This window comes from Thermosynechococcus vestitus BP-1 (assembly GCF_000011345.1).
GTDB classification, from domain to species: Bacteria; Cyanobacteriota; Cyanobacteriia; order Thermosynechococcales; family Thermosynechococcaceae; genus Thermosynechococcus; species Thermosynechococcus vestitus.
In genome coordinates this window covers 1,734,768-1,755,625 of sequence record NC_004113.1, presented here as the reverse complement: position 1 = coordinate 1,755,625, position 20,858 = coordinate 1,734,768, and the positions used below count along the sequence as shown (strand labels likewise).

Here is a 20,858-nt window from a genome sequence, read left to right as displayed (position 1 = left end):
CCATGTACCCCGATTTTCAGACTTTTTGTCAGCTTGCCGAGCAGGGTAACTTTATCCCCCTCTATGAGGAGTGGGTGGCGGATATGGATACACCTGTGTCGGCTTGGTATCGGGTCTGTCGCGATCGCCCCTACAACTTTTTGCTCGAGTCCGTCGAGGGAGGCGAACAACTGGCCCGCTACAGTCTCCTCAGTTGTGATCCCCTGTGGGTACTGGAAACCCGCGGCAACCAAACCACCCAAACCCATCGCGATGGGTCAGTTACCAGGTTTACCGGCAATCCCTTCACCATTTTGGCCAACTGCCTTGCACCCTATCAGCCGGTGAAGCTAGCGCAACTGCCGGGGGGCATTGGTGGTCTTTTTGGTTTTTGGGGCTATGAACTGATTCAGTGGATTGAGCCACGGGTTCCCATTCATCCTGCCACGGCAAGGGATTTGCCTGACGGGGTGTGGATGCAGGTGGATCAAATCCTGATTTTTGATCAGGTGAAGCGAAAAATCTGGGCGGTGGTCTATGCCGATACCCGTGAGACGGACTTGAAAACAGCCTATACCCACGCGAGCGATCGCCTAGAGCGGCTTTTGCGTAAACTGCAAACCCGTATTCCCCCTGAGGCCACTCAGCTCCATTGGCAACCCAGTCGTCAGATCCCCAGTTACACTAGCAACATTACCTCCGAAGCCTTCCGTACCAATGTGGCGCGCGCTAAGGACTATATTCGTGCGGGGGATATTTTCCAAGTCGTTCTCTCCCAACGCCTCAGTGCCACCTACCGCGGCGATCCCTTTGCCCTCTATCGCTCCTTGCGCCTGATTAACCCTTCCCCCTACATGGCCTACTTTCAATTTGGCACGTGGCAGATCATTGGCTCTAGTCCAGAGGTCATGGTTAAAGCCGAGCACCATCCTGAAAACGCTGGCTCTCTCCTTGCGACTGTGCGTCCTATTGCCGGTACTCGCCAGCGGGGGCACACCTACACCGAAGATCAGCAGCTTGCCGCAGAACTCCTTGCCGATACCAAAGAAGTGGCCGAACACGTCATGCTGGTTGATTTGGGGCGCAATGATTTGGGGCGCGTGTGTCGTCAGGGGAGTGTCAGCGTTGAAGCCTTTATGGTGATTGAGCGCTATTCCCATGTCATGCACATTGTCAGTAATGTGGTGGGTGAACTATTGCCTGATAAAACGGCATGGGACTTACTCCAAGCCTGTTTCCCCGCTGGTACAGTCAGTGGTGCCCCCAAAATTCGTGCCATGGAAATTATCTATGAATTGGAGGGTTGCCGCCGTGGCCCCTACTCCGGTGCCTATGGTTACTATGACTTTGAAGGTCAACTCAATACAGCGATCGCCATTCGCACAATGGTGGTGCAACCCCTGACGGACCATCAACATCTGATTCATGTGCAAGCGGGTGCTGGTATTGTTGCCGACTCCGATCCGCAGCGGGAATACGAAGAAACCCTCAACAAAGCACGGGGGCTGTTGGAAGCGATTTCTGCCCTGACAACAAAACCTTAACCCAATCTTGAACCAAGGATTATCTCATCTTTACGTTAGCCCCTTAGCCTAGTAAAGAGTTTTAGCGAACGTTACCCAGAACCCAAACCCTGGGAATGTTGGCAGAACAACCCATCTCTCAGGCACACACCTAAGGGCTGGTTCCTTTGCTCGAGGTTCTACCGCCATGGCAAACGTCTCCACCGCTGCAGTCACTCCTCCTGTGGATGGACGCTGGCGCTCCTCCTTGCGGGTGCACACGTTTAGCAGCGGGGACAGCATCTGGATGGAGCCAGAACGCATTTGGCTAGTGAGCCGCGGTGTCGTCCTCTTGAATCTGCTGCACCCCGATGGTGAAGAGGTGGTGGTGGGACTGGCTACACCAGGTACTGCTTTTGGTTTACCGTTGACCAGTTTAATGGCCTACCAAGCCAAGGCCCTTTCCAAGACAGAACTGATGCTCTTTACGCTGGTGGAGGTGGAATCCTCGCCCAACTTGACCCAAAGCCTTGTACGGGGTCTAGCTCGTCGCCTACGGCAAGCGGAAGGTCTCTTAGGAATTACTAGTCATCGCCGCATTGAGGAGCGATTACGCCATTTACTGCTGCTGTTAAAGCAAGAAATTGGTGAACCTCATCCCCTGGGTACACGCTACCGTGTCCGCCTCACCCATCAGCAACTGGCAACCGCCATCGGTACGAGTCGGGTGACCATGACCCGCCTTCTGGGCAAGCTGCGGCAGGAACGTTGGCTCACCTACGATCGCGATCGCCACATTATCCTCACCCACGCCCCTGGGATTTAAGGGCATTCCTGTCCAAATTTAGCCCCCCTAGAACAGGGGGTCACTTTCTAGTGTAAATTTTTGTAACCACTTGCCTTCATAATACCAAAAGTGTTAAATTAGATACAGAAATAAATCGTTCATCTTCGCTAGAGCGCACCTGAAAACTTGGGTGAGCAGCGAAGACGGAAGTAGGGCAGTTGTCCCGAAGGAACGCGCCTCAGTTGACACAAACCACCTAGCAGATAATTTGGGGCGATGACTATGAAAACCACACTTACCTATCGCGGCGTTCAATACGATTACGTTCCTCCGGCAGTACTCACCGAAGCAACCGATGTGGTGGCCAAATATCGGGGTTGGAATTACCACTGTACCCACGCAGTGAATCCCCCGGCTCAACCAGTGCGGGATCTCATCTATCGCGGCGTGGCCTATCGTACTGGTCAAGCAGAAGCCGTGAATACGACGGCAACTGCTGCTGCCAACACAGCCTCTGAAGTGAATATGCCAGCGCTTGATCTCAATCAACTGTCGCGGGTTATTCTCACCTATCACCACCAGGTGATCAAAAACCGCGAACAATCCCTCCTGACACGGATGATTGCCCAAATGGGATTACCTGCGGCTGCAGGTCACTATTGGAACCAAATTCAAGGCAAAATTAAACCCCATATTTGGACAAGCTACGATCGCAGTCCTGCCACAATGAGCTAGTCCACGGACGTGATTGTCCTCTCTCAAGACTGATTCGTGATTACCCTCGCATTGGAGTTTTCTCTAGTGCGAGTTTTTTATTTCAGCGAGTGACGTAACAGTTGTTTTCAGGCTAACATAGGCATTCAATATCTAGGTCAAGGTCAATCTCTGACAAGTCCTCTGGATCCACTAAATGGTTTTTCAGGGATGTATTTTTCAGGAATATAGAGGATTGTTTTGAATGTTTGGTTGCATGGTTGCGACTTTGCGCGGTTCGTCGGTTGACCGTCGATAATGTGGCCTTCTCGATGCGGACACTTTCTTTGAGGGCGTTTGGGTTGATATGTTCTAGAAAGAAGTTGACTGTTTCCTGCTTCACCCAGCCATTGAGGACAGCCAAGGCCCCAAAGCGATAGCTAGCTTGCCACTGCTCCTTGAGAATTTGATTAATCTGCTCTTCCGTTAATAAACCGGCCTTTTTCAGGTAAAAACCAATAGGATGTTTTTGTTTATCTTGAGCCAGTTTTGGCCACTCTTCTACAAAAAAGTCAATTGTTTCTTGGGATAGCCAACCATGAAGGGCAAGAATTTCACCAAGACGCACTTTGGTATAAATCCCTTGCTCTATTAGGGCAACTTGGAGCTGACCAGGTGTAATTAACCCAGCCTTCAGTAGGAGTTCTCCAATTCTCATGGCTATTGCTGCTGGTAGAATTCATTGCTCAAACAATCTAGGTATACTACAGGGTCAGCTTTTTTACATACGTTATAGCTATATATTTATTTATGCAATCCATAGAACCTGCTTCAGAAAATTGCTGTTGTTTTTTTTTGAGGAATTGTACTATATTTCCTATCCCTGTAGTATGCCCACAGCACAGGGGTAAACTTTCGGGGAGTTCCCGTTCTTAATAAATCTTAATAAAGTTATTTTCACAATACATACCGATAGAGTTATGAGGGTAGAGTTGGAACTTTTCGCCTAACGCTCATCGACTAGATTGGGCCAGCGATCGCGCCTCTGTCAAACATGTGCCGCCCGCAGTTGTTAAAACGTATAGAGAGGCATCCTCAAGCTCCAAAATTAGGTGGGTATTCGCGCTGGGCTGGATGACCTCCGTGAGTCCTAGATACAACCAGAGACAAAACTCGTGTTGGACTTGGTAAAAGTGGCTGCTCAAATGGGAACGGTGGGTCAACTAATCCGCCAAGGGGCGATCGCTAACCAACAAAAACAAACCCGTGCCCTCGCAGTCCTCACAGCAATGGCAGAAAATCTAGAACACTATCGCCAAGCCCTCCAGGAGTGGGGCGAGTCCTTTCCCTTTAATGCGGCTGAACCCCTTGAGTCGCTGACGGTAAAGCACACTGTACCCCCTGCCCCAAGGGCGCACACGATTTTTGCTACCGATGGTTCGCAAATTGCCCCCAGTCACCACGAAATTGCCTATTGTTACTTGATCAATGTGGGACGGGTGGCGATCGCCTACGGTCAAAGCCAGCGCCCTCATTTAGATAGCGTACCGCAGTTGGTATATGACCCCGATGAATTGGAGCGATCGCGGGGCTGGGGACTCACCATAGAGGATTGGTTACGTTACCGCCGCACCCAAGCGGAAATGCTTGCCCTTGTTGAACTCCTTCACACTCAACATGCGAAAGCCCCCAGCTTAGCCCTCGTGGATGGTTCACTCATTTTCTGGGCATGGGAATCCCTGCCGTCAATGGTGCGCGAGGAATTGTTGAGGCCAATCTTAGCTGCTTGGGATCAATTGCGAGCGAAGCGAGTCCCCCTGGTGGGGTATGTCAGTGCCTCCCGCAGTCATGAAACGGTGAATTTTCTGCGCTTGGGGGTTTGTCCCTACCCTGAACCCAACTGTGCCCTCCACTGTGGTCAGGGCAGTTCAACTGTCCTCGAGGTCACGCGCGATCGCCCCCCTTGTCACGTCTTTGATGCCCTGCGGGATGTGCTCCTCTGGCAAGCCCACTTAGCACCGCAACAGCATAGTTCCCTCTGGCGTAGCCGCAGCCGCATTTTGGAGCACTACGGCGCACATCACATCTACGTTGCCTACCTCCACGGTGGCTCGGAGGTGGTGCGTTTGGAAGTTCCCCAATGGGTAGCCCAGGATGCAGACCTATGGCAACGGGCGGTCTCGTTGACGGCAGCACAAATTCAAAAAGGCCGGGGTTACCCTGTGGCCTTGGCAGAAGCCCACAATTTAGCCGTTGTGCGCGGCAGCGATCGCCAGCGCTTTTTTGCTTTACTAGAGCGGGAGCTGATTAAGGCAGGACACTGGCATGTGGCGCCTTCCCCCAAAGAGCAACGCAAACGCCAAAGTATTGTCTAGGTGGCTGCTGTTTGTTGGTTTAGGCATCGCGGGTTGGGGAACGCAGTTGGCGCTACCACCAGTGAGTGGATGGTTCCTAGCCTTTGTGGGGATTGTCCCCCTGTGGTGGCAGTGTCAGGTTTTAGCGCCGCTGTGGGCAGCGATCGCTGGGCTGTGTTGGGGTTGGGGGTTCTATGGCAGTAGCCTAGTCTGGGTGTGGGATTTGCATCCCCTCACCTGGATTGGCATTGACCCAGTGCCCAGTTGGCTGATCTCGCGCGGGATTTGGCTGTGTCTCAGCAGTTGGGGAGCAGTTCTGAGTGGGAGTTGGGCGTTGTTGATGGCGCGCTATGGGGTGCGGCGATCCGCGCCTTGGCAACTCCTGTGGGGTGTCACCCTGTGGTGTGCCCTTGAAGCCCTCTGGAGCCATTCACCGCTGTGGTGGATTAGTTTATCCCTGACCCAAAGCCCAGGGGGACTCGTTCAACTGGGTCGTCTGGCGGGGCCAACCACAATCACCGCAGTCGTCATGACGGTGAATGGCCTCGTCACCCTGAGTCTGCGGCAGCAAAAATGGGCAAGGGTAGGGCTGGCTATGACGCTGGTGGCAGCGATCGCCCTGAATGGGGTTCTCAGTGTTAGGGTAATGGCGGATCGCGGGGAACCGCTGCGGGTGGGTTTGATCCAAGGCAATATCCCCACACGGGAAAAGCTAACTCCAGAGGGTATTCGCCGCGCCTGGCAAGTCTATTTGCAGGGCTATCACCAACTGGTCAGTTGGGGCGTTGATGCCGTCTTGACCCCAGAGGGGGCCCTGCCTATTCTCTGGCAACCGCAGCAAATGAATCCCATCACTGAGGCGGTGCGGGAGGCGGGTGTGCCCCTGTGGTTAGGAACATTTATGGAGACGGCGGGGGGGTCTCATCAGGTGCTCCTGAGCCTCGATGGCAACGGTGAGATTGACAGTCACTATGGAAAAGTGAATCTTGTCCCATTGGGGGAATATATTCCCCCTTGGTTGGGGGGGGTGGTGCAGCGGTTATCCACGTTGCGATCGCCCCTGATTCCCGGAGATCCTGAGCAGGTCTTTACCACCCCTTGGGGGAATGCGGTTGTCCTGATTTGCTTTGAATCCGCCTTTTCCCACCGCAGTCGCTGGCAACTGGTTCATGGGGGGCAGTTTATCCTCAGTGTTGCCAACGATGATCCCTACCATCGCCAACTCATGACCCAGCACCACGGCCATGATGTGTTGCGCGCCGTCGAAGGCGATCGCTGGCTAGTGCGCTGCACCAATACGGGCCTTTCCGCTGTGATTGCGCCTACGGGGGAAACCCTGTGGCTCTCAAAGGCCGACGAGTTTGTGATTTATGCCGCAACGATTTTCCGGCGGCAGACCGAGACCCTCTACACCCGCTACGGGGATTGGTTGCTCCCCCTCTTACTGGGGATGCTTAGCTTATCCGTTCTTCGACAACGAGGGTGGCACTGACCCATTCACCGCGATCGCCATAGGTACGAATGAGGCGCTGCCGCTGACCCTCTGCCCACAGCCAACCCACCTCAACAAAGAAGGGCTGCCGAAAGGACACCTGTAGGGGCGTGAGGCTAGAGGTGCCATCGGGGAGCAGTACAAGCTGCTTAGGTTGATCCGTGTCGCTAAACAGGAGCCGTGAACCAGTAATCGTGGCCGTTGTTTTCACCTCGTGGTCGGGGGTTTGCAGCCGTTGGTAGAGCCGATCGCCCTCGCGCCAAAGGCTAAGCTGGGTGGGAGTTTCCGTGGGCGATCGCCAGTCGGCATAGACGGTGTAGGCGGTGCCGCGCCACTCGCCAAGGAGCTGATCCACAGTTAAGGGCGGACGTTCCACGGCATTACTGTGGGCACGAAACTCCCGAATCAAGGTCATGGACTGTAACTGCTGATTTTTGTTAAAGAGCTGCACAAACCGCAGTCGGCGATCGCCCATAACAAAGCCATACTCTGCGCCAAACTCAGCAAAGGGGGCCACCTGCAACGATCCCTTAGAAAATGCCCCCGTTGCGAAAAACACATTTTGGCGGCCAATGGTACTGTACTCTTGGACCGTTTCACTAGTGGGGGGCTGATCGAGGCCATTGCCAAAGCGTCGTAGTTCAAAACGCACCCGCTGGCCATCGGCAGTCTCGGCAAGGATCAAAATAGAAGGCACCGAGGCCCCCAGTTCCCCCGTCGGGCTGACCGCCGTAAAGGAGCCCTGCCATTCCCCAAGGTTTTTGCGAAAATTGTCCCAGTTTGTTGTCATGGATACCCGTCGCTGCTGTGGGTTACCCCCATGGTATAGAAAAATCAGTACAGCCGTTGAGATTCTGCACCTTGCAAATTGGGGGCGATCGCCAGCACTCAGAAAAAACTTTGATAGGATGGGGAGTGTCAGGGCGCTGACAAACGATTGCCATTGGGAGACCTGTGCATGACCACCGACCTCTTTAACTCAGGGGCTGGTCGCATTTTAATTGTCGATGATACCCCCGAAAATGTTGAAGTTTTAACAACCCTGCTGCAACTGGAAGGCTACGATGTGCGTGGCGCCATCAGCGGCCAAATGGCACTCATGGGTATTGAAGCAGAACCTCCAGATGTCATCTTGCTGGACATCATGATGCCCGATATGGATGGCTATGAGCTCTGTCAAACCCTCAAGCAAAATCCCAAGACCAAGCATATCCCCATTATTTTCATTAGTGCCTTGGATGATGTATTTGACAAGGTCAAGGCCTTTGAAATAGGTGGCGCTGACTACATCACCAAACCCTTTCAGCAGGCGGAAGTGCTGGCACGGGTGAAAAATCAGTTGACGATCGCCCTCCTACAGCGGAAGCTACGGCAAAAGAATGCTCTCTTGCAAAAGCAAAACCAGCAGTTGCAGGAAATTGCAGAAGAGCGCCGTGAATTGGTGGCCTCACTGCAAGCAGCGCAAGAACAGTATCGCCAAATGTTTGAGGAGGCGGTGGTGGGAATTTACCAAAGTTCTCCCGAGGGGGTTTACTTCAAAGTGAACAATGCCCTAGCGCGCATCTATGGCTATGCCGATGCTGAAGACTGGTTAGCGGATATTGAGCACCACAACCAACGCCCCTACGTGGATGACAGCAGTTGGCAGAAGTTCCAGCAACAAATTCAAAGCCGGGGCGTCGTGCGCAATTTAGTTTCCAAGGTGTATCGTGCTGACCAAACAATCACCACCATCTGCGAATGCGCTCGCCCTGTCAAAAGTGAGGACGGCCAACTCCTGTACTATGAGGGCTTTGTCTTTGAACTGCCCACCCGCAATCCATGAAGCAAACCCTAACCGCACTCTTGGGGGAGGCTGCTGTTCATCCTATTGCTGAATTGGGCGATCGCGCCCCCCACCTGCGTCCCTATCTGCCTGAGCATGCCCTGCTGGTGACTCCCCCCACCCCAGAAGCCGGGGCAGAGGTGATTGCCTGTGCCCAACGGCAAGGCTGGCGAGTACTGCCCATTGGAGCAGGAACAAAACTCAACTGGCTCGGCAACATCCCCCAGGCAGATCTTTTGCTGCGGACAACGGCGTGGCACAGGCTCATTGATCATGCGGCTGCCGATATGACCGTCACCACCCAAGTCGGCATCCCCTGGCAACGCCTTCAGCAACAACTGGCAACGGCAGGGCAATGGATTGCGGCAGACCCTCTCTTTCAGGAAACGGCTACCCTTGGCGGCTGCTTGGCCACCTGCAGTAATGGTACCCTGCGCCAGCGCTACGGGTCATGGCGCGATCAGTTATTGGGGGTCAAGTTCATTCGCAGTGATGGCCAAATCGTCAAAGCTGGGGGGCGAGTGGTGAAAAATGTTGCTGGCTATGACCTGATGAAGCTGCTCATCGGTAGCTATGGCACGCTGGGAATCCTCACAGAAGTGACGTTGCGGGTCTATCCCCTGCCGGATGCGGTACAAATTTGGCAGTTGCGGGGAGAGGTCTCTGCCTTGGCCAGTGGATTGGCGGCCCTTTTAAGGAGTTCCCTGGCGCCGGCGCGCTGTGTGCTGCGCCTTGAAGGAACGGGGGCACTCTTCCTGGCACTGGAGTTTCATACGCTGCGGGAAGTGTTGGCTTCGGGCACCTTGGGCGATCGCCTCAGTCAGATTGCCCAGACCCATGATCTGCAACTGGAAGCTGCCGCCCCCCTAGGCATGACCCTCAACCCCACCCCCGATCAAGTGATTCTCAAAATCGGCGTGCCATTGCAGGAGATGTTGCCCACCCTCAGCCAGCTTCAACAGTTGGCAAGGGAATTGGCCTGCGAGTGCCGCGGCGAAATGAGTGCAGGGGTCGGTTATGCCTATCTCCACGGACAGGAGGATAATCTCCGTCAACTCATTCTCAGGCTACGCCAAGGCTTACCCCGGGGCTATGTCACCCTCTTAGCTGCACCCCTCAGCCTCAAGGGGCAACTGGATCCTTGGGACTATCGCGGCAACGCCCTTGAATTGATGCGGAATCTTAAGCAACAATTGGATGCAAAGGGTGTCTTTGGCACTGGGGTTTTTGTCGGCAATCTCTAGACAAGTTTCAATACTGACGAATGACTGCAACTGATCCTGTGGCTGACCCGCCCGATCCACACCTGATTGATGCCTGTGTCCACTGCGGGTTTTGCCTCTCGACTTGTCCCAGTTATCGGGTCCTGGGCACAGAAATGGATTCCCCCCGTGGCCGTATCTACCTCATGGATGCGATTAATGAGGGGCAAGTGCAACTGGCGGCGGTCGCCCAGCACTTTGATTCCTGTTTGGGCTGCTTGGCCTGTGTCACCACCTGTCCCTCGGGAGTTGAGTACGATAAGCTGATTGCTGCCACTCGGGTTCAAGTGCAGCGTCATTATCAGCGTCCTGCGGGCGATCGCTGGCTGCGGCAGTTGATTTTCCAAACGCTGCCCTATCCCCAACGGCTGCGGGCCCTCCTGTTGCCCCTGTGGCTCTACCAAAAATTGGGCTTAGCGGCTCTTGAAAAGCGCCTGGGACTCCTCAAACGGCTACTGCCTAAGTCCCTAGCGGCCATGTATCAAATGCTGCCCTCCCTTTCGGCAAAAACATTTCGCGATCGCTCTCCTGAGGTGGTACCTGCCCAAGGGAAAAAGCGGGGCCGCGTGGGGGTGATTCTCGGTTGTGTACAACGGCTCTTTTTGCCTGAAGTCAATGACGCCACAATCGCCGTCTTAAGTGCCAATGGCTTTGAGGTGGTGCTGCCACGCCAACAGGGCTGCTGCGGTGCCCTACCCCATCACCAGGGGGAACAGAAGCAGGCGCAAACCCTTGCTCACCAAATGATTGACTGTTTTAGTGCCGCTAAGGTGGATGCCATTTTAATCAATGCCTCGGGTTGTGGCCATACCCTCAAGGAATACCATCACCTATTGGCGGCTGACCCCGAGTATCGCGATCGCGCCCGCGAGTTTGTGGAAAAGGTTGAGGATGTACAGGTCTTTTTGATCAAGCAGGGGTTGATAACGCCCTTACACCCCTTGGGTGATCGCCCTCTCAGGTTGGTCTATCAAGATGCCTGCCACATGATCCACGGGCAAAAAATCCGCCTTGAGCCGCGGCAACTGCTCCGCCAAATTCCCCAAGTGCAACTGCGAGAACCCCTGGATGCGGCGCTGTGCTGTGGCAGTGCCGGAGTTTACAACATTCTCCAACCGGATGTGGCGGCGGAATTGGGACGACAAAAGGTGCGCAACCTACTAAATACGCACCCAGATGTGATTGTCTCAGCCAATGTGGGCTGCACGGTCCAGTTGCGGCAGTATCTGCAAGAGCAAGGCAGCTCCGTGCCCATTTACCACCCCATGCAACTGTTAGACTTGGCCATTCGCGGTGAGCCGCTTCCCTCCTAGGCAATGTCTGGGGGGGCACTGAGGATTGAGCGGACTTGAGCCAGTAACGATTGCCGCCCCACTTCCCAGGCTCGCTCCCCGTCTGCCTCCAGGATCATCAGGCTATCCACTGGCTCTGCGGCCAAGAGTTGAAACAAAAGGGGAATAATTGGCATTGCCACTGGGATCACCTGTTCATCACAGGCCTCTTGGGCCATGGCTTCGCTACCGTAGGCGTGGATAACATTTTTTTGTTGGTGGGGAGGGTGCTGCTCTTCGAGGGTAATCACCTGCCATTGACCATCACGGGTTTGCAGGACGTAGTAAACGGTTTGCCCGTAGCGCTGGGCTTCCTCATAGAGAATGGGGGCGATCGCCTGTACCGCGGCAACGGTTGGCGGGTCATCGGGGGCGTTGGCAATCAGTTCGTCCACTTGCGTCAGTAAATCCACAACGCCTCCTTTGGCAACTCTAGAGAACTATTCCTTAGCCTCAAGGGCATCGATATCAAGGGCACGGGACCCACCTGTACTTAAAATCGTGAGCACTTTCCCCAGTTGATACCACACCAAAAGGGCGGTGGCGATCGTCAGCACAAAGGCAATGATCATACTCAGGCCTGCCCCAAAGCCATAGGTCCACAATCCTGCCATCAGGAAGAGCCAGATGCCAAGGGAAATCCCCAGGTAGGGCAACTGAAGCTGGGGACCGCGCAACTGACTCAGAACGCGAGTGGAGCGACTGCGGTTCCATTCTTGGACGCTCTGCTTGAGGGTGGCCTCAAAGGCTTTACCACTGGTCAAGCCCATAAAAATACCGGCCAGCAGCAAGACAATCGGTGGATCAAACACGGGGTACCTAATCCTTCTTGGACGTCAGGAATGTTGATAACCGCTGCCAACCCTTAGGGGGCCACCACCAAGGAATTGCTGTCCTCTTCTTTACCGAGGGTGTGGGCAACAGAGGCCTTAAGGGCTTCCCATGCCACATCAATCAAGAAGAGCGGACGCAGATCAGACTTGACCAAATTCCAAAGGCGTTGCACCTCTTCGGTGTGGAGACGGTCATCTTCGGTTAACGCTAGCACAATTTGCCGCCGTAGGTACTGCCCCTCCTCAGAAAAGAGATATTGCAAGCCCAAGGTGGCCGTTGGTGCGAGGTTAAAGTGCTGATCCTGGCGAGCGATCGCAATCAAATTTTCCAGCCGCTGCCATTGGAGACGGCCATCCTTAAAGAGGACATCCAGCAGGCGGCGCCGCAATTGGGGGGATTCTCCTTGGAGAAGCCGCCGCGCCACATAGGGATAGCTGACATCAACAATGCGGAAGTTGGGATTGAGGCAGAGGGCAATCCCCTCTTGGGTCACTAGGGAGCGAATGATCAGGGCAAACTTGGCAGGCACGCGGAAGGGGTAGGTATACATCAACTGGGAGAAGCGATCAGTGATCACCTTGAAGTTAAATTCCCGCACACTGGAGCCAATCACCTCTTCAAAGACCGACTCAAGGGCAGGAATAATCGGCCTCATATCAGTTTCCGGAGTCAGAAAGCCCAGTTTGACAAAGTCCGTCCCTAGGGCTTGATAGTCCTTGTTCACCAAGTGAACCACAGCATCCACAAGGGATTCTTTAGTGCTCTCCTCCAGTTGATCCATCATGCCAAAGTCGATGTAGGCTATACGGCCATCGGGGGTGGCAAAGAGGTTCCCGGGATGCGGATCTGCATGGAAAAAGCCAAATTCCAAGAGTTGCCGCAGACCAGAAATCACACCGATACGGATGAGCTCATCGGGATTGACCCCCGCCGCCAGCATGCAATCCGTACGGGTCAGTTTAATGCCATGGATCCACTCCAGGGTGAGCACATGCTCAGTGGTGTATTCCCAATAGATTTTCGGTACTTTGACCGTGGGATCGTCACGGAAGTTGGCGGCAAACTTCTCGGCATTGCGCCCTTCATTGAGGTAATCAATTTCCTCGTAGAGCTTGTGGCCAAATTCATCCACAATGTCCCGTAGGTCGTGGCAGAGGTTAATGGATAGCCAAGGCTTGACCCACTGCACCAAAAGGCGAATCAAGAAGAGATCGCGAGTAATCACGGGCAAGAGATTGGGACGCTGCACCTTGACAGCCACTTCTTCGCCACTGTGGAGTTTGGCTCGATAGACTTGGCCCAGACTGGCAGCGGCCACGGGTTGGGGTGAGAATTCGGCAAAAATATCCCCTAAGTTTAAGTGCAAATCCCGCTCAATGATGGCAATGGCAATCTCGTTGGCAAAGGGGGGCAGCTTGTCCTGAAGGAGCGTGAGTTCTTCGAGGTAGTCGGGACAAATCAAATCGGGGCGAGTGGAGAGGGCTTGGCCGATTTTGATGAAGGTTGGACCTAAACGGATCAGGAGTTTGCGCAGTTGCATTGCCCGTAGGGGACGTTGAGTGTCCTGTTGACCCAGCCACTTGTCCCACTGCAATAGCAGCCAAAATGTTAAGAAAGATACCGAAATGTCAACGAACCGCCAGATGACTTGCCAAGGGTGTCGCCAGTAGTAGCGGGCGATCGCCTCAGGATCGTAACGACGATGACCAGCACTAGGGACAACAGAAACAGGGGCAGTCACAGTTTTTTTCACCTTAATTCTCTGAAACCCAAGTTACTACAAGCGTCTCCCCTTGCCCTGCGTGTTTCCACGGAGTACGTTTGGCAAGAACGTAAGCAACCATGGCAATTATGAGGATTTTATTGATCCCCAGTGCTCGGGGAGCTGATCTTGTTGGGTTTGCTTAAATATAGTATAGAAAACTACACATAAGCCCTGCTAATTAATAAAATTCTTAACAAAAGTTTAAGATTGGAGGTTCCAGCAATTTAGCCATTGGTTGCATCCGGTGGGGCCCCTCGACCTGAATTTCAATAGGTTCGGTGGTGCGGATTTGCCGATAATGGTACCGTAGGGCATCTTCTGATTCACACCCTTCCATGGCCAACAGGATCATTGCCACATCTGTTCTTGAGGAGTTGTTGGCGCGGTTGCCTCACTTGCGATCGCAACTGTATTTCAAGACATCGCTGACGGCGCTCTCCCACGCAATGGAGGATCAGGTTTTGGCCAGTGAGGATGCGCCGATCATTATTGCCTGCTTTCAGCGGGAACGCTTTTATCGCCAAGAAGCCCATCGCTACCAGCGTATTGCCACAAAGTCCCACCATGTCTACGTTTTGGCTGCCCCCGAAACCGAGTTTACAAGCTGCTCGCGGGACTACGAAACCGTTGCCTTTGATCCCAGCGATGCCCTCAGTCAAGAATGGCATTTGACCGTCTTGGGCAAAAATTACAGCACTTGCCTAGTCTGCCGTGAAGTCCAGCGATCGCCCACCCATCGCTTAGATGTGTTGCCGCCGATGGATGCAGCGCGTCGTTTTGAGGGCATTTGGACGTTTGATCGGCAGGTGGCGGCAACAACGGCCGAAATCCTCCTCAACCGTATTTGTGAATACCGCCCTGAACTCAAGGGGAAACTCAGGGACGCTCTAGCATTGGTTGAAGCCTATCGCCAATTGGAGGGGTGCAATCGTGATCCTGCCCCCTTTGTCGATCGCCTAGTTACCTATCTCCAGGCAGGCCAGTACAAGCAAATCAAGGCCTACCGCCAAATTGCCATTCAAGAGCGCAAGGAACGTCTCACCAATGCGATTACCACGGCGATTCGCAACTCCCTCAATCCCACGGAAATTCTGACTCGTGCGGTGGCGGAGCTGGGGGAAGCCCTCAAGGGCGATCGCTGTCTAATTTATCGTTGCCGCAGTACCGATACGCGGGTGCCCATCGAGCACGAGTACACTAGCGGTGCTCTAACCCCCTTGCAGTACCAGTATTGGCCGGTGAGGGAGCACCCCTACACGCAGCAGGCACTGGCCCATCAGCAGGTAATTCAGGTGGATGATGTGGCCGCTGATCCCTACTATGAGGCCACCCGTTTCAAGCCCCTCGATGCCGCCGGCGTCAAAGCCCTCCTACTGGCGCCTGTTCTTTATCGGGGGCGACTTTTGGGCATTGTCGAACTCCACCGAGGCGAACCGCTGCCGTGGCACGATATGGACGCAGAATTAGTGGAGGCGATCGCCACCCAAGTGGGGGTTGCCCTGATTCAGGCAGAGGCCTACGCCGATTTAGAAGAACTCAATGCCCAATTGGAGGCATTAGATCGTACCCGCAGCAATCTAATTGCCATTACGGGTCATGAACTGCGCACGCCCCTTTCGACCATTCAAGTCTGCCTCGAAAGCCTAGCCAGCGAACCTGATATGGATCCAGAACTACGGCAGGTGATGCTGAGTACTGCTCTCGCCGATGCTGAGCGTATGCGGAAACTGATTCAGGACTTCCTCACCCTCTCCCAGTTGGAAAGTGGCCGGGTGCAGTGGCGACCGGAACCGTTGCCCCTACAGGAACTGGTGGATTTGGCCCTCAGTAGTTTGCGCACCCCCAAGGAGCAACTCCCGACAATTCAGACCCTCCTGCCCAAGGAACTGCCCCTTGTGCGAGCCGATGGTGAGTGGTTAGTGGAGGTGCTCTCGAAGTTACTGGACAATGCCTGCAAGTTTACAGAACGGTCGGGTCAAGTCTCCATTGCAGCAAAGCCCCGTCCTGATGGGTTACTAGAAGTGACCATAGCGGATACGGGCCGCGGTATCGAACCAGATCGCTTGGAAACGATTTTTGATCGCTTTTATCAGGAGGAGGGGGCACTGCGGCGCTCTGCGGGTGGTACGGGATTGGGTCTAGCGATCTGTCGCCAGATTATTACCAATTTGGGGGGGCAAATTTGGGCGGAGTCGGCGGGGCGCGATCGCGGTAGTCAGTTCCACTTTACAATTCCCATTGCTGAGAGTTTTTAGATCATGAGCGCTTCGGCGAGCCACCAGTTCCGCCCTCTACCCATCCGCTCAGCGGCGCGAGGATGTTACGAGCGACAACAACGAATGGGCCGCCCGTCATGAGCCAATCTTTTGCCGATACTGCCATTGACATTTTGATTGAGTTAGCGGAGCGGGGGGAAATTGACCCCTGGGATATTCAAGTCGTTGATGTCTGCGATCGCTGTTTGGCGGAGTTGGCACGGCGGGGGGAACCCAATCTCAGTGAATCGGGGCAAGCCTTTTTGTATGCAGCGATGTTGGTGCTCCTCAAAAGCGATCGCCTCGTGGCCGTTACTGAACCTTCACCACCAGCAGAAGGCGAGGAGCCCCCAGAAATTGCTGAAAACCAGTCCTCTGGGGTTTTGCCCCCTGCCCTAGAGCAGCATTTGCATCGTCGTCCCGTGGCGCCCCCACAACAATGGCGCCGCCTCACCCTTGAAGAACTCATTGGCCACCTGAAAACGATGGCGCTTCAGAGCGATCGCACAAAGGTACTGCGGCCTCATCAACCTCGGCAGCGTCCCCGTCCCACCACCCTCAAGGCCATTACCCAACTGGCTCACCAAGAAAACCTCACGGAGATGGCTAGGGACGTGGAAAGCCTTCTCAGGGAAATGGCCCCCGAAGGTACATGGCTCGACTTCCAAAAGTTGTTGCAGCGCAAGCCCGATGCTGTGGGCGTCTTTTGGGCACTGCTGTTTCTCGCTGCCCAGTCTAAGGTGGATCTCCAACAAACAGATTTTTATCAACCCCTACAGGTACGGACCTGTTTGCCTGACGCGATTCCCCTAGAAGACCTCGGTTAACGTTCCTCTGGGAGAAATGAAAAGCCCAAGGGTTTCACCCGCAGTAGCGCCTCGCTGAGGGCAGCGTGGAGATGACCGTTGGTGGCTAAAATCCGCCCCGATGTCAGTTGAAAAGGAGATTGATCGTAGGCAGTAACGATGCCCCCAGCTTCACGGACAAGAACGACACCAGCAGCCAAGTCCCAAGGGGACAGACCCCGTTCCCAATAACCATCGAGGCGACCACAGGCAATGTAGGCCAAATCTATGGCTGCTGCGCCGCCTCGCCGTACCCCCTGGGTGAGATGGGTCAAGTAGCAAAACTCAGCGTAGTTATTGTCCTCCGTTTCACGGCGATCGTAGGCAAAACCGGTAACCAAAAGACTGTGACTCAGTTCTGCGGTACTGGAAACGCGAATGGGCTGGCGATCGCGAGTGGCACCGAGGCCTGTTGCAGCCCGAAACAGTTCCCGATGAAAGGGATCATAGACGACACCAATGTGGGGTTCCCCCTCCACTAAGAGAGCCACCGACACAGCACTAAAGGGGTATTGATGGGCATAGTTGGTGGTGCCATCCAGCGGATCAATGGCCCACAGGAATGGATTGTTCGCCAGTCCTGAGAGACCCGATTCCTCCGCTAACACCGCATGATCTGGACAATGGCGACCAATCACATCCAGTACCGCCGCTTCTGACTGGCGATCGGCCACCGTAACGAGGTCACCAGAGCGGCCTTTTTCCTCAATTTCACTTAATTTGCCCCAGTAGTGCTGAAGGACAGCGCCCCCTGCTAGGGCCGCCTCCGTAGCAATTTCTAAGTAACGCTGTCGCTCACTCTCCGGCAGCGGGCAACTCACGGCTAACATAGGTGCTTAATCCTCATCGAGGGGCAGCCCCAACTGTACTCGCCCTTTGCCAAAGTAGCGGCCAAATTGCAGCTCATAGACCTCATCCTCATCTTGGGTTTCCACCTCCAGGTCAGAGCGGGCATAGCTCACACACAAAAGAGCATAGCCTTGGGCTTGCAGGGCTGGTGAGAGTCCCATGGCTTCGGGTTGATAGACATGGCCAGAGAGAATGCGCACAGCGCAGGTGGTACAGGCACCGTTGCGACAGGAAAAGGGCAACTCAAGGCCTTGGCTTTCAGCATGTTGCAGGATATAGCGATCGCTCGGAACAGTAATTGTGTACGTCCGTGGGGGTGGATCCTCTGACTTCAGGGGACGCACATGAATGGTCACAGTATAGGTTTGTGGCGTGCTCATGACTCGCTCTCTTCGCGTGAAAGGGGCTGTCAAAGACCTAGCTTTGTCCCTTAGCTACAATACCGTAATCCCAACCTGCTAATGACAATGCTATGGTAGGAGCGGTTCTATGAGCCCCATTTCTTAGGGAGAGCTAAAGTTATGAGTACCTTAGTGGTCATTGCATTTGATGATGAGTACAAGGCGAACGAAGTATTAATCCAGTTACTAAAACTCCAACGTGAGCATCTCATTGACCTTGAGGATGCTGCTGTTGTCGTGCGCACTAAAGAGGGCAAGGTTAAAATCAACCAGACTCAGGATTTAACCCTCCAGGGTGCCCTGGGTGGTAGCTTTTGGGGGCTATTAATTGGTCTATTGTTCTTCAATCCTCTCTTGGGCTGGGCGGCGGGTCTTGTGGCGGGAGCGATTTCCGGCAAGTTTACCGATATTGGCATTGATGATAACTTCATTAAGGAGTTGGGACAAACCATTGCCCCTGGTAGCTCGGCTATCTTTACATTGGTGCGTCAAGCCACACCTGACAAAGTACTCGAGGAAATTGCTCCCTTTGGCGGTAAAGTCCTGCGCACCTCCCTGTCAAAGGAGGATGAAGCAAAGTTGCAGGAAGCCCTCAACCGAGGCAATACAGCATCCCAAGCACCCGCCCCTAGCGAAGCAACGACCTCTAGTGAAACGACGAACAGTTAGTTTGTTGAGTTTGTCTTTGGTTTAGCTCTCGCTCTAAATTGATTAGGATAATTTTGAGAGGTTCGGCCATGCCCTAGATACAGCCTTTTTCCCAAGGATGGAATCCATTCAACACTGCGAAGACTCGTGTCAGACCACATTACAGTTCCATCATCCCCATTTTAGAAAAGGGCTGTCACTGGGCATTGTGCTCACCCTTAGGGATGCCAATCGGGAGTGTTGGGGAGTGGGAGACAGTGCAGGATCAAACGAAACCAACCGCAGTGATTGCGATCTTCAAGCGCCTTGGCGGGCGATCGCTCCAACTCAATCGCCTAGCCCCCCTTGTTAAAAAACAGGGGCGTACTTGCTTACCTTGGTTGCAACACTGGCCAGTGGCGGCTGGCCTCTCCCTGCTAACCTCCGTGGGTATTTCGGGGCTATCCCTGGGGCTGCTGCTACGGCAACCCACCACCCCCGGCAATTGTGATTTTGTCCTTTGGCCTCTGGCCTCGGCCTCCTTTCGCCTCTACTGCGCCCAACAGGCGGCAGAGCGACACACCCTTGAGGATTTGCTCCATGCCATTGATCTGATTGACGATTTGCCCCGTGATCATCCCCTTGCCCCTGAGATGAATCGCCGCTTAGAGGCGTGGTCCGATCAGGTGTTGGCCTTGGCAGAGGGAGCCTTTCATGGGGGGCAATTAAGTCGGGCGATCGCCTTTGCGCGGCGGATTCCCCGGGATGTCACAGCCTACGCCAAGGTGGAAGAACGCATTCAGCGCTGGCAGGAAATTTGGCAAAAGGGAGAAGCAATCTACCGCCGTGCTGAAGCGGCGTTGAAAAACCTGCAATGGCGGGAAGCCTTTCAAATCTCGCTCCAGTTGCAATTTGTTGAGTGTCGTTACTGGGCGCAGGAGCAGTTTGGTGCCTTTAATGAGCGGATTATCCGTGCCCAACGGGAAGATCGGCAGTTAGATGAAGCCCGTGCCCTCATGGCGCAGGGGGGAGCCGATAACTTGGCCGCTGCTATTGCAATTGTGCGGCGAATTCCCACTACCAGTGATATTTACCCCGGTGCGCGGCGATTGCTTAATGAATTGGGTGAGCGACTCTTAGAATTGGCGATCGCTGCCTTAAATCGCTATGAGCCCCAAGAAGCGCGGCGAATTGCCGGTTTGATTCCCCAAGACGTCAGGGATGCCCGCGCTGCCGAGGATGTGGGGAAGTTGGCAGCAGCAGAAGAGTTTGCTCAAACAGGCATGGGGGAAGATATTGATCGAGCGATCGCCCAAGCACGGACCATTACCCCAGAACGCCCCCTCTACTTTGAAGCTCAACAGGCCATTCGACGCTGGCAAACCGATCTAACGGTGTTACAAACCTTAGCAGAAGCCCAAACCATTGCCCGTGGTGGCACGCTGGACCGCCTTTACCTTGCGATTAACAAACTCAACATTCCTCTGGCGGATGCGAGTCCCTATCGCCAAAGCCAAATCCGCGATCAGCGACGGCTGTGGCAACGTCAAATCGAGATTGCTGAGGATCAACCCCTGATTGACCGAGCCAATATCCTTGCCCGCCAAGGTACCCCTGAAGCCCTGTTGCAAGCTCGCCAACTGCTGGAGCAAATTCGTCCCCAGCGTGCCCTCTATGAAACGGCTCAGAATCGCCTCAAAGAACTCTTTTTCCCCGTTGCAACTGAAGCAGTGAGCTGGCAGCTTGATCCGGAGATGGCTCGCCTGAATGAAGCCCAGCGCCGTGCCCAAGGGGGTCGCGATCGCGACTTTGCCGCTGCCATTGCCATTGCTCAAACCATTTCCCCCAACTCCAGTGTCTATGCCACCGCCAACCAGTTGATCATGGAGTGGGGCAACAACATCCTAGAGCAGGCACGCTATTGGGTGGGGCGGGACAACCAGCAGGCGATCGCCACCGCCGAACTCATCCCCCCCACCCACCCCCTCTACCCGGAGGCAAGGGAATTAATCCGTATTTGGCAAGAGGTAGAACCCCAGAAGCCCTTTTAAGAGTGT

19 protein-coding genes and 1 riboswitch are annotated in these 20,858 nt (G+C 54.3%); of the genes, 12 read left to right on the top strand and 7 right to left on the bottom strand.

Annotation, left to right across the window (positions count from 1 at the left end; all coding sequences use genetic code 11):
- Positions 1-2 precede the first annotated feature (2 nt).
- From trpE to TLL_RS08480, 3 genes are all read left to right on the top strand, one after another.
- Positions 3-1,523 (top strand): anthranilate synthase component I, encoded by a 1,521-nt coding sequence (trpE, locus tag TLL_RS08490; RefSeq protein ID WP_011057509.1) that lies wholly within the window; start codon positions 3-5, stop codon positions 1,521-1,523.
- Positions 1,524-1,689: 166 nt separating this feature from the next.
- Positions 1,690-2,307 (top strand): Crp/Fnr family transcriptional regulator, encoded by a 618-nt coding sequence (locus tag TLL_RS08485; RefSeq protein ID WP_011057508.1) that lies wholly within the window; start codon positions 1,690-1,692, stop codon positions 2,305-2,307.
- Between the two features lie 114 nt (positions 2,308-2,421).
- Positions 2,422-2,506, top strand: a riboswitch (Glutamine riboswitch).
- 44 nt (positions 2,507-2,550) lie between these two features.
- Positions 2,551-3,003 (top strand): DUF4278 domain-containing protein, encoded by a 453-nt coding sequence (locus tag TLL_RS08480; RefSeq protein ID WP_164920914.1) that lies wholly within the window; start codon positions 2,551-2,553, stop codon positions 3,001-3,003.
- Between the two features lie 112 nt (positions 3,004-3,115).
- Here the strand turns inward: TLL_RS08480 and TLL_RS08475 are convergent, their stop codons facing one another.
- Positions 3,116-3,679 carry a hypothetical protein gene (locus TLL_RS08475; protein WP_011057506.1) on the bottom strand — a complete coding sequence of 188 codons (564 nt, stop codon included), beginning with the start codon at positions 3,677-3,679 and terminating at the stop codon, positions 3,116-3,118.
- 457 nt (positions 3,680-4,136) lie between these two features.
- Here TLL_RS08475 and TLL_RS08470 point away from each other — a divergent pair, with 457 nt between their 5' ends.
- Together TLL_RS08470 and lnt are read left to right on the top strand one after the other, a co-directional pair.
- Positions 4,137-5,336, top strand: a complete 1,200-nt coding sequence (locus tag TLL_RS08470) for a DNA double-strand break repair nuclease NurA (protein ID WP_011057505.1) — start codon at positions 4,137-4,139, stop codon at positions 5,334-5,336.
- Entirely contained in the window at positions 5,287-6,807 is a 1,521-nt protein-coding gene (gene lnt, locus TLL_RS08465) for an apolipoprotein N-acyltransferase (protein WP_011057504.1), read from the top strand. The genes TLL_RS08470 and lnt overlap by 50 nt, the downstream gene beginning before the upstream one ends.
- On the opposite strand, the gene TLL_RS08460 is transcribed toward lnt, so the two are convergent.
- Entirely contained in the window at positions 6,770-7,597 is an 828-nt protein-coding gene (locus tag TLL_RS08460; protein WP_011057503.1) for a DUF3598 family protein, read from the bottom strand. The genes lnt and TLL_RS08460 overlap by 38 nt on opposite strands.
- A 168-nt stretch (positions 7,598-7,765) precedes the next feature.
- Here TLL_RS08460 and TLL_RS08455 point away from each other — a divergent pair, with 168 nt between their 5' ends.
- From TLL_RS08455 to TLL_RS08445, 3 genes are read left to right on the top strand one after another with little or no spacing between them, the layout of a single operon-like run.
- Positions 7,766-8,632 (top strand): response regulator, encoded by an 867-nt coding sequence (locus TLL_RS08455; RefSeq protein ID WP_011057502.1) that lies wholly within the window; start codon positions 7,766-7,768, stop codon positions 8,630-8,632.
- Complete coding sequence (locus TLL_RS08450; protein WP_011057501.1) at positions 8,629-9,876, top strand: FAD-binding oxidoreductase; 1,248 nt, start codon at positions 8,629-8,631, stop codon at positions 9,874-9,876. The genes TLL_RS08455 and TLL_RS08450 overlap by 4 nt, the downstream gene beginning before the upstream one ends.
- 20 nt (positions 9,877-9,896) lie before the next feature.
- Positions 9,897-11,207, top strand: coding sequence for a (Fe-S)-binding protein (locus TLL_RS08445; RefSeq protein WP_011057500.1), 1,311 nt, complete (start codon positions 9,897-9,899; stop codon positions 11,205-11,207).
- On the opposite strand, the gene TLL_RS08440 is transcribed toward TLL_RS08445, so the two are convergent.
- The 3 genes from TLL_RS08440 to TLL_RS08430 are packed head-to-tail and all read right to left on the bottom strand — an operon-like array spanning position 11,204 to position 13,812.
- A complete protein-coding gene (locus tag TLL_RS08440) occupies positions 11,204-11,638 on the bottom strand; it encodes a hypothetical protein (RefSeq protein WP_011057499.1) in 435 nt (144 codons plus the stop codon). The genes TLL_RS08445 and TLL_RS08440 overlap by 4 nt on opposite strands.
- Positions 11,639-11,665: 27 nt before the next feature.
- Positions 11,666-12,037, bottom strand: a complete 372-nt coding sequence (locus TLL_RS08435) for a hypothetical protein (RefSeq protein WP_011057498.1) — start codon at positions 12,035-12,037, stop codon at positions 11,666-11,668.
- Between the two features lie 53 nt (positions 12,038-12,090).
- Positions 12,091-13,812 carry an ABC1 kinase family protein gene (locus TLL_RS08430; RefSeq protein ID WP_011057497.1) on the bottom strand — a complete coding sequence of 574 codons (1,722 nt, stop codon included), beginning with the start codon at positions 13,810-13,812 and terminating at the stop codon, positions 12,091-12,093.
- Positions 13,813-14,159: 347 nt separating this feature from the next.
- On the opposite strand from TLL_RS08430, the gene TLL_RS08425 reads away from it, so the two are divergent.
- Both TLL_RS08425 and TLL_RS08420 read left to right on the top strand, forming a co-directional pair.
- Positions 14,160-16,079: a DICT sensory domain-containing protein gene (locus TLL_RS08425; RefSeq protein ID WP_011057496.1), complete on the top strand. Its 1,920-nt coding sequence runs from the start codon at positions 14,160-14,162 to the stop codon at positions 16,077-16,079.
- A 98-nt stretch (positions 16,080-16,177) separates the two neighbouring features.
- The gene (locus TLL_RS08420) at positions 16,178-16,906 is read left to right on the top strand and encodes a segregation/condensation protein A (protein WP_164920913.1); all 729 of its coding nucleotides are present in this window, start codon (positions 16,178-16,180) and stop codon (positions 16,904-16,906) included.
- Here the strand turns inward: TLL_RS08420 and TLL_RS08415 are convergent.
- Positions 16,903-17,754 (bottom strand): inositol monophosphatase family protein, encoded by an 852-nt coding sequence (locus TLL_RS08415; RefSeq protein ID WP_011057494.1) that lies wholly within the window; start codon positions 17,752-17,754, stop codon positions 16,903-16,905. The genes TLL_RS08420 and TLL_RS08415 overlap by 4 nt on opposite strands.
- A gap of 6 nt (positions 17,755-17,760) precedes the next feature.
- Positions 17,761-18,153 (bottom strand): 2Fe-2S iron-sulfur cluster-binding protein, encoded by a 393-nt coding sequence (locus TLL_RS08410; protein WP_011057493.1) that lies wholly within the window; start codon positions 18,151-18,153, stop codon positions 17,761-17,763.
- A gap of 141 nt (positions 18,154-18,294) precedes the next feature.
- Here TLL_RS08410 and TLL_RS08405 point away from each other — a divergent pair, with 141 nt between their 5' ends.
- Together TLL_RS08405 and TLL_RS08400 are read left to right on the top strand one after the other, a co-directional pair.
- Positions 18,295-18,843, top strand: a complete 549-nt coding sequence (locus tag TLL_RS08405; protein WP_011057492.1) for a DUF1269 domain-containing protein — start codon at positions 18,295-18,297, stop codon at positions 18,841-18,843.
- 236 nt (positions 18,844-19,079) lie between these two features.
- Positions 19,080-20,852 (top strand): hypothetical protein, encoded by a 1,773-nt coding sequence (locus TLL_RS08400; protein WP_164920912.1) that lies wholly within the window; start codon positions 19,080-19,082, stop codon positions 20,850-20,852.
- Positions 20,853-20,858 lie beyond the last annotated feature (6 nt).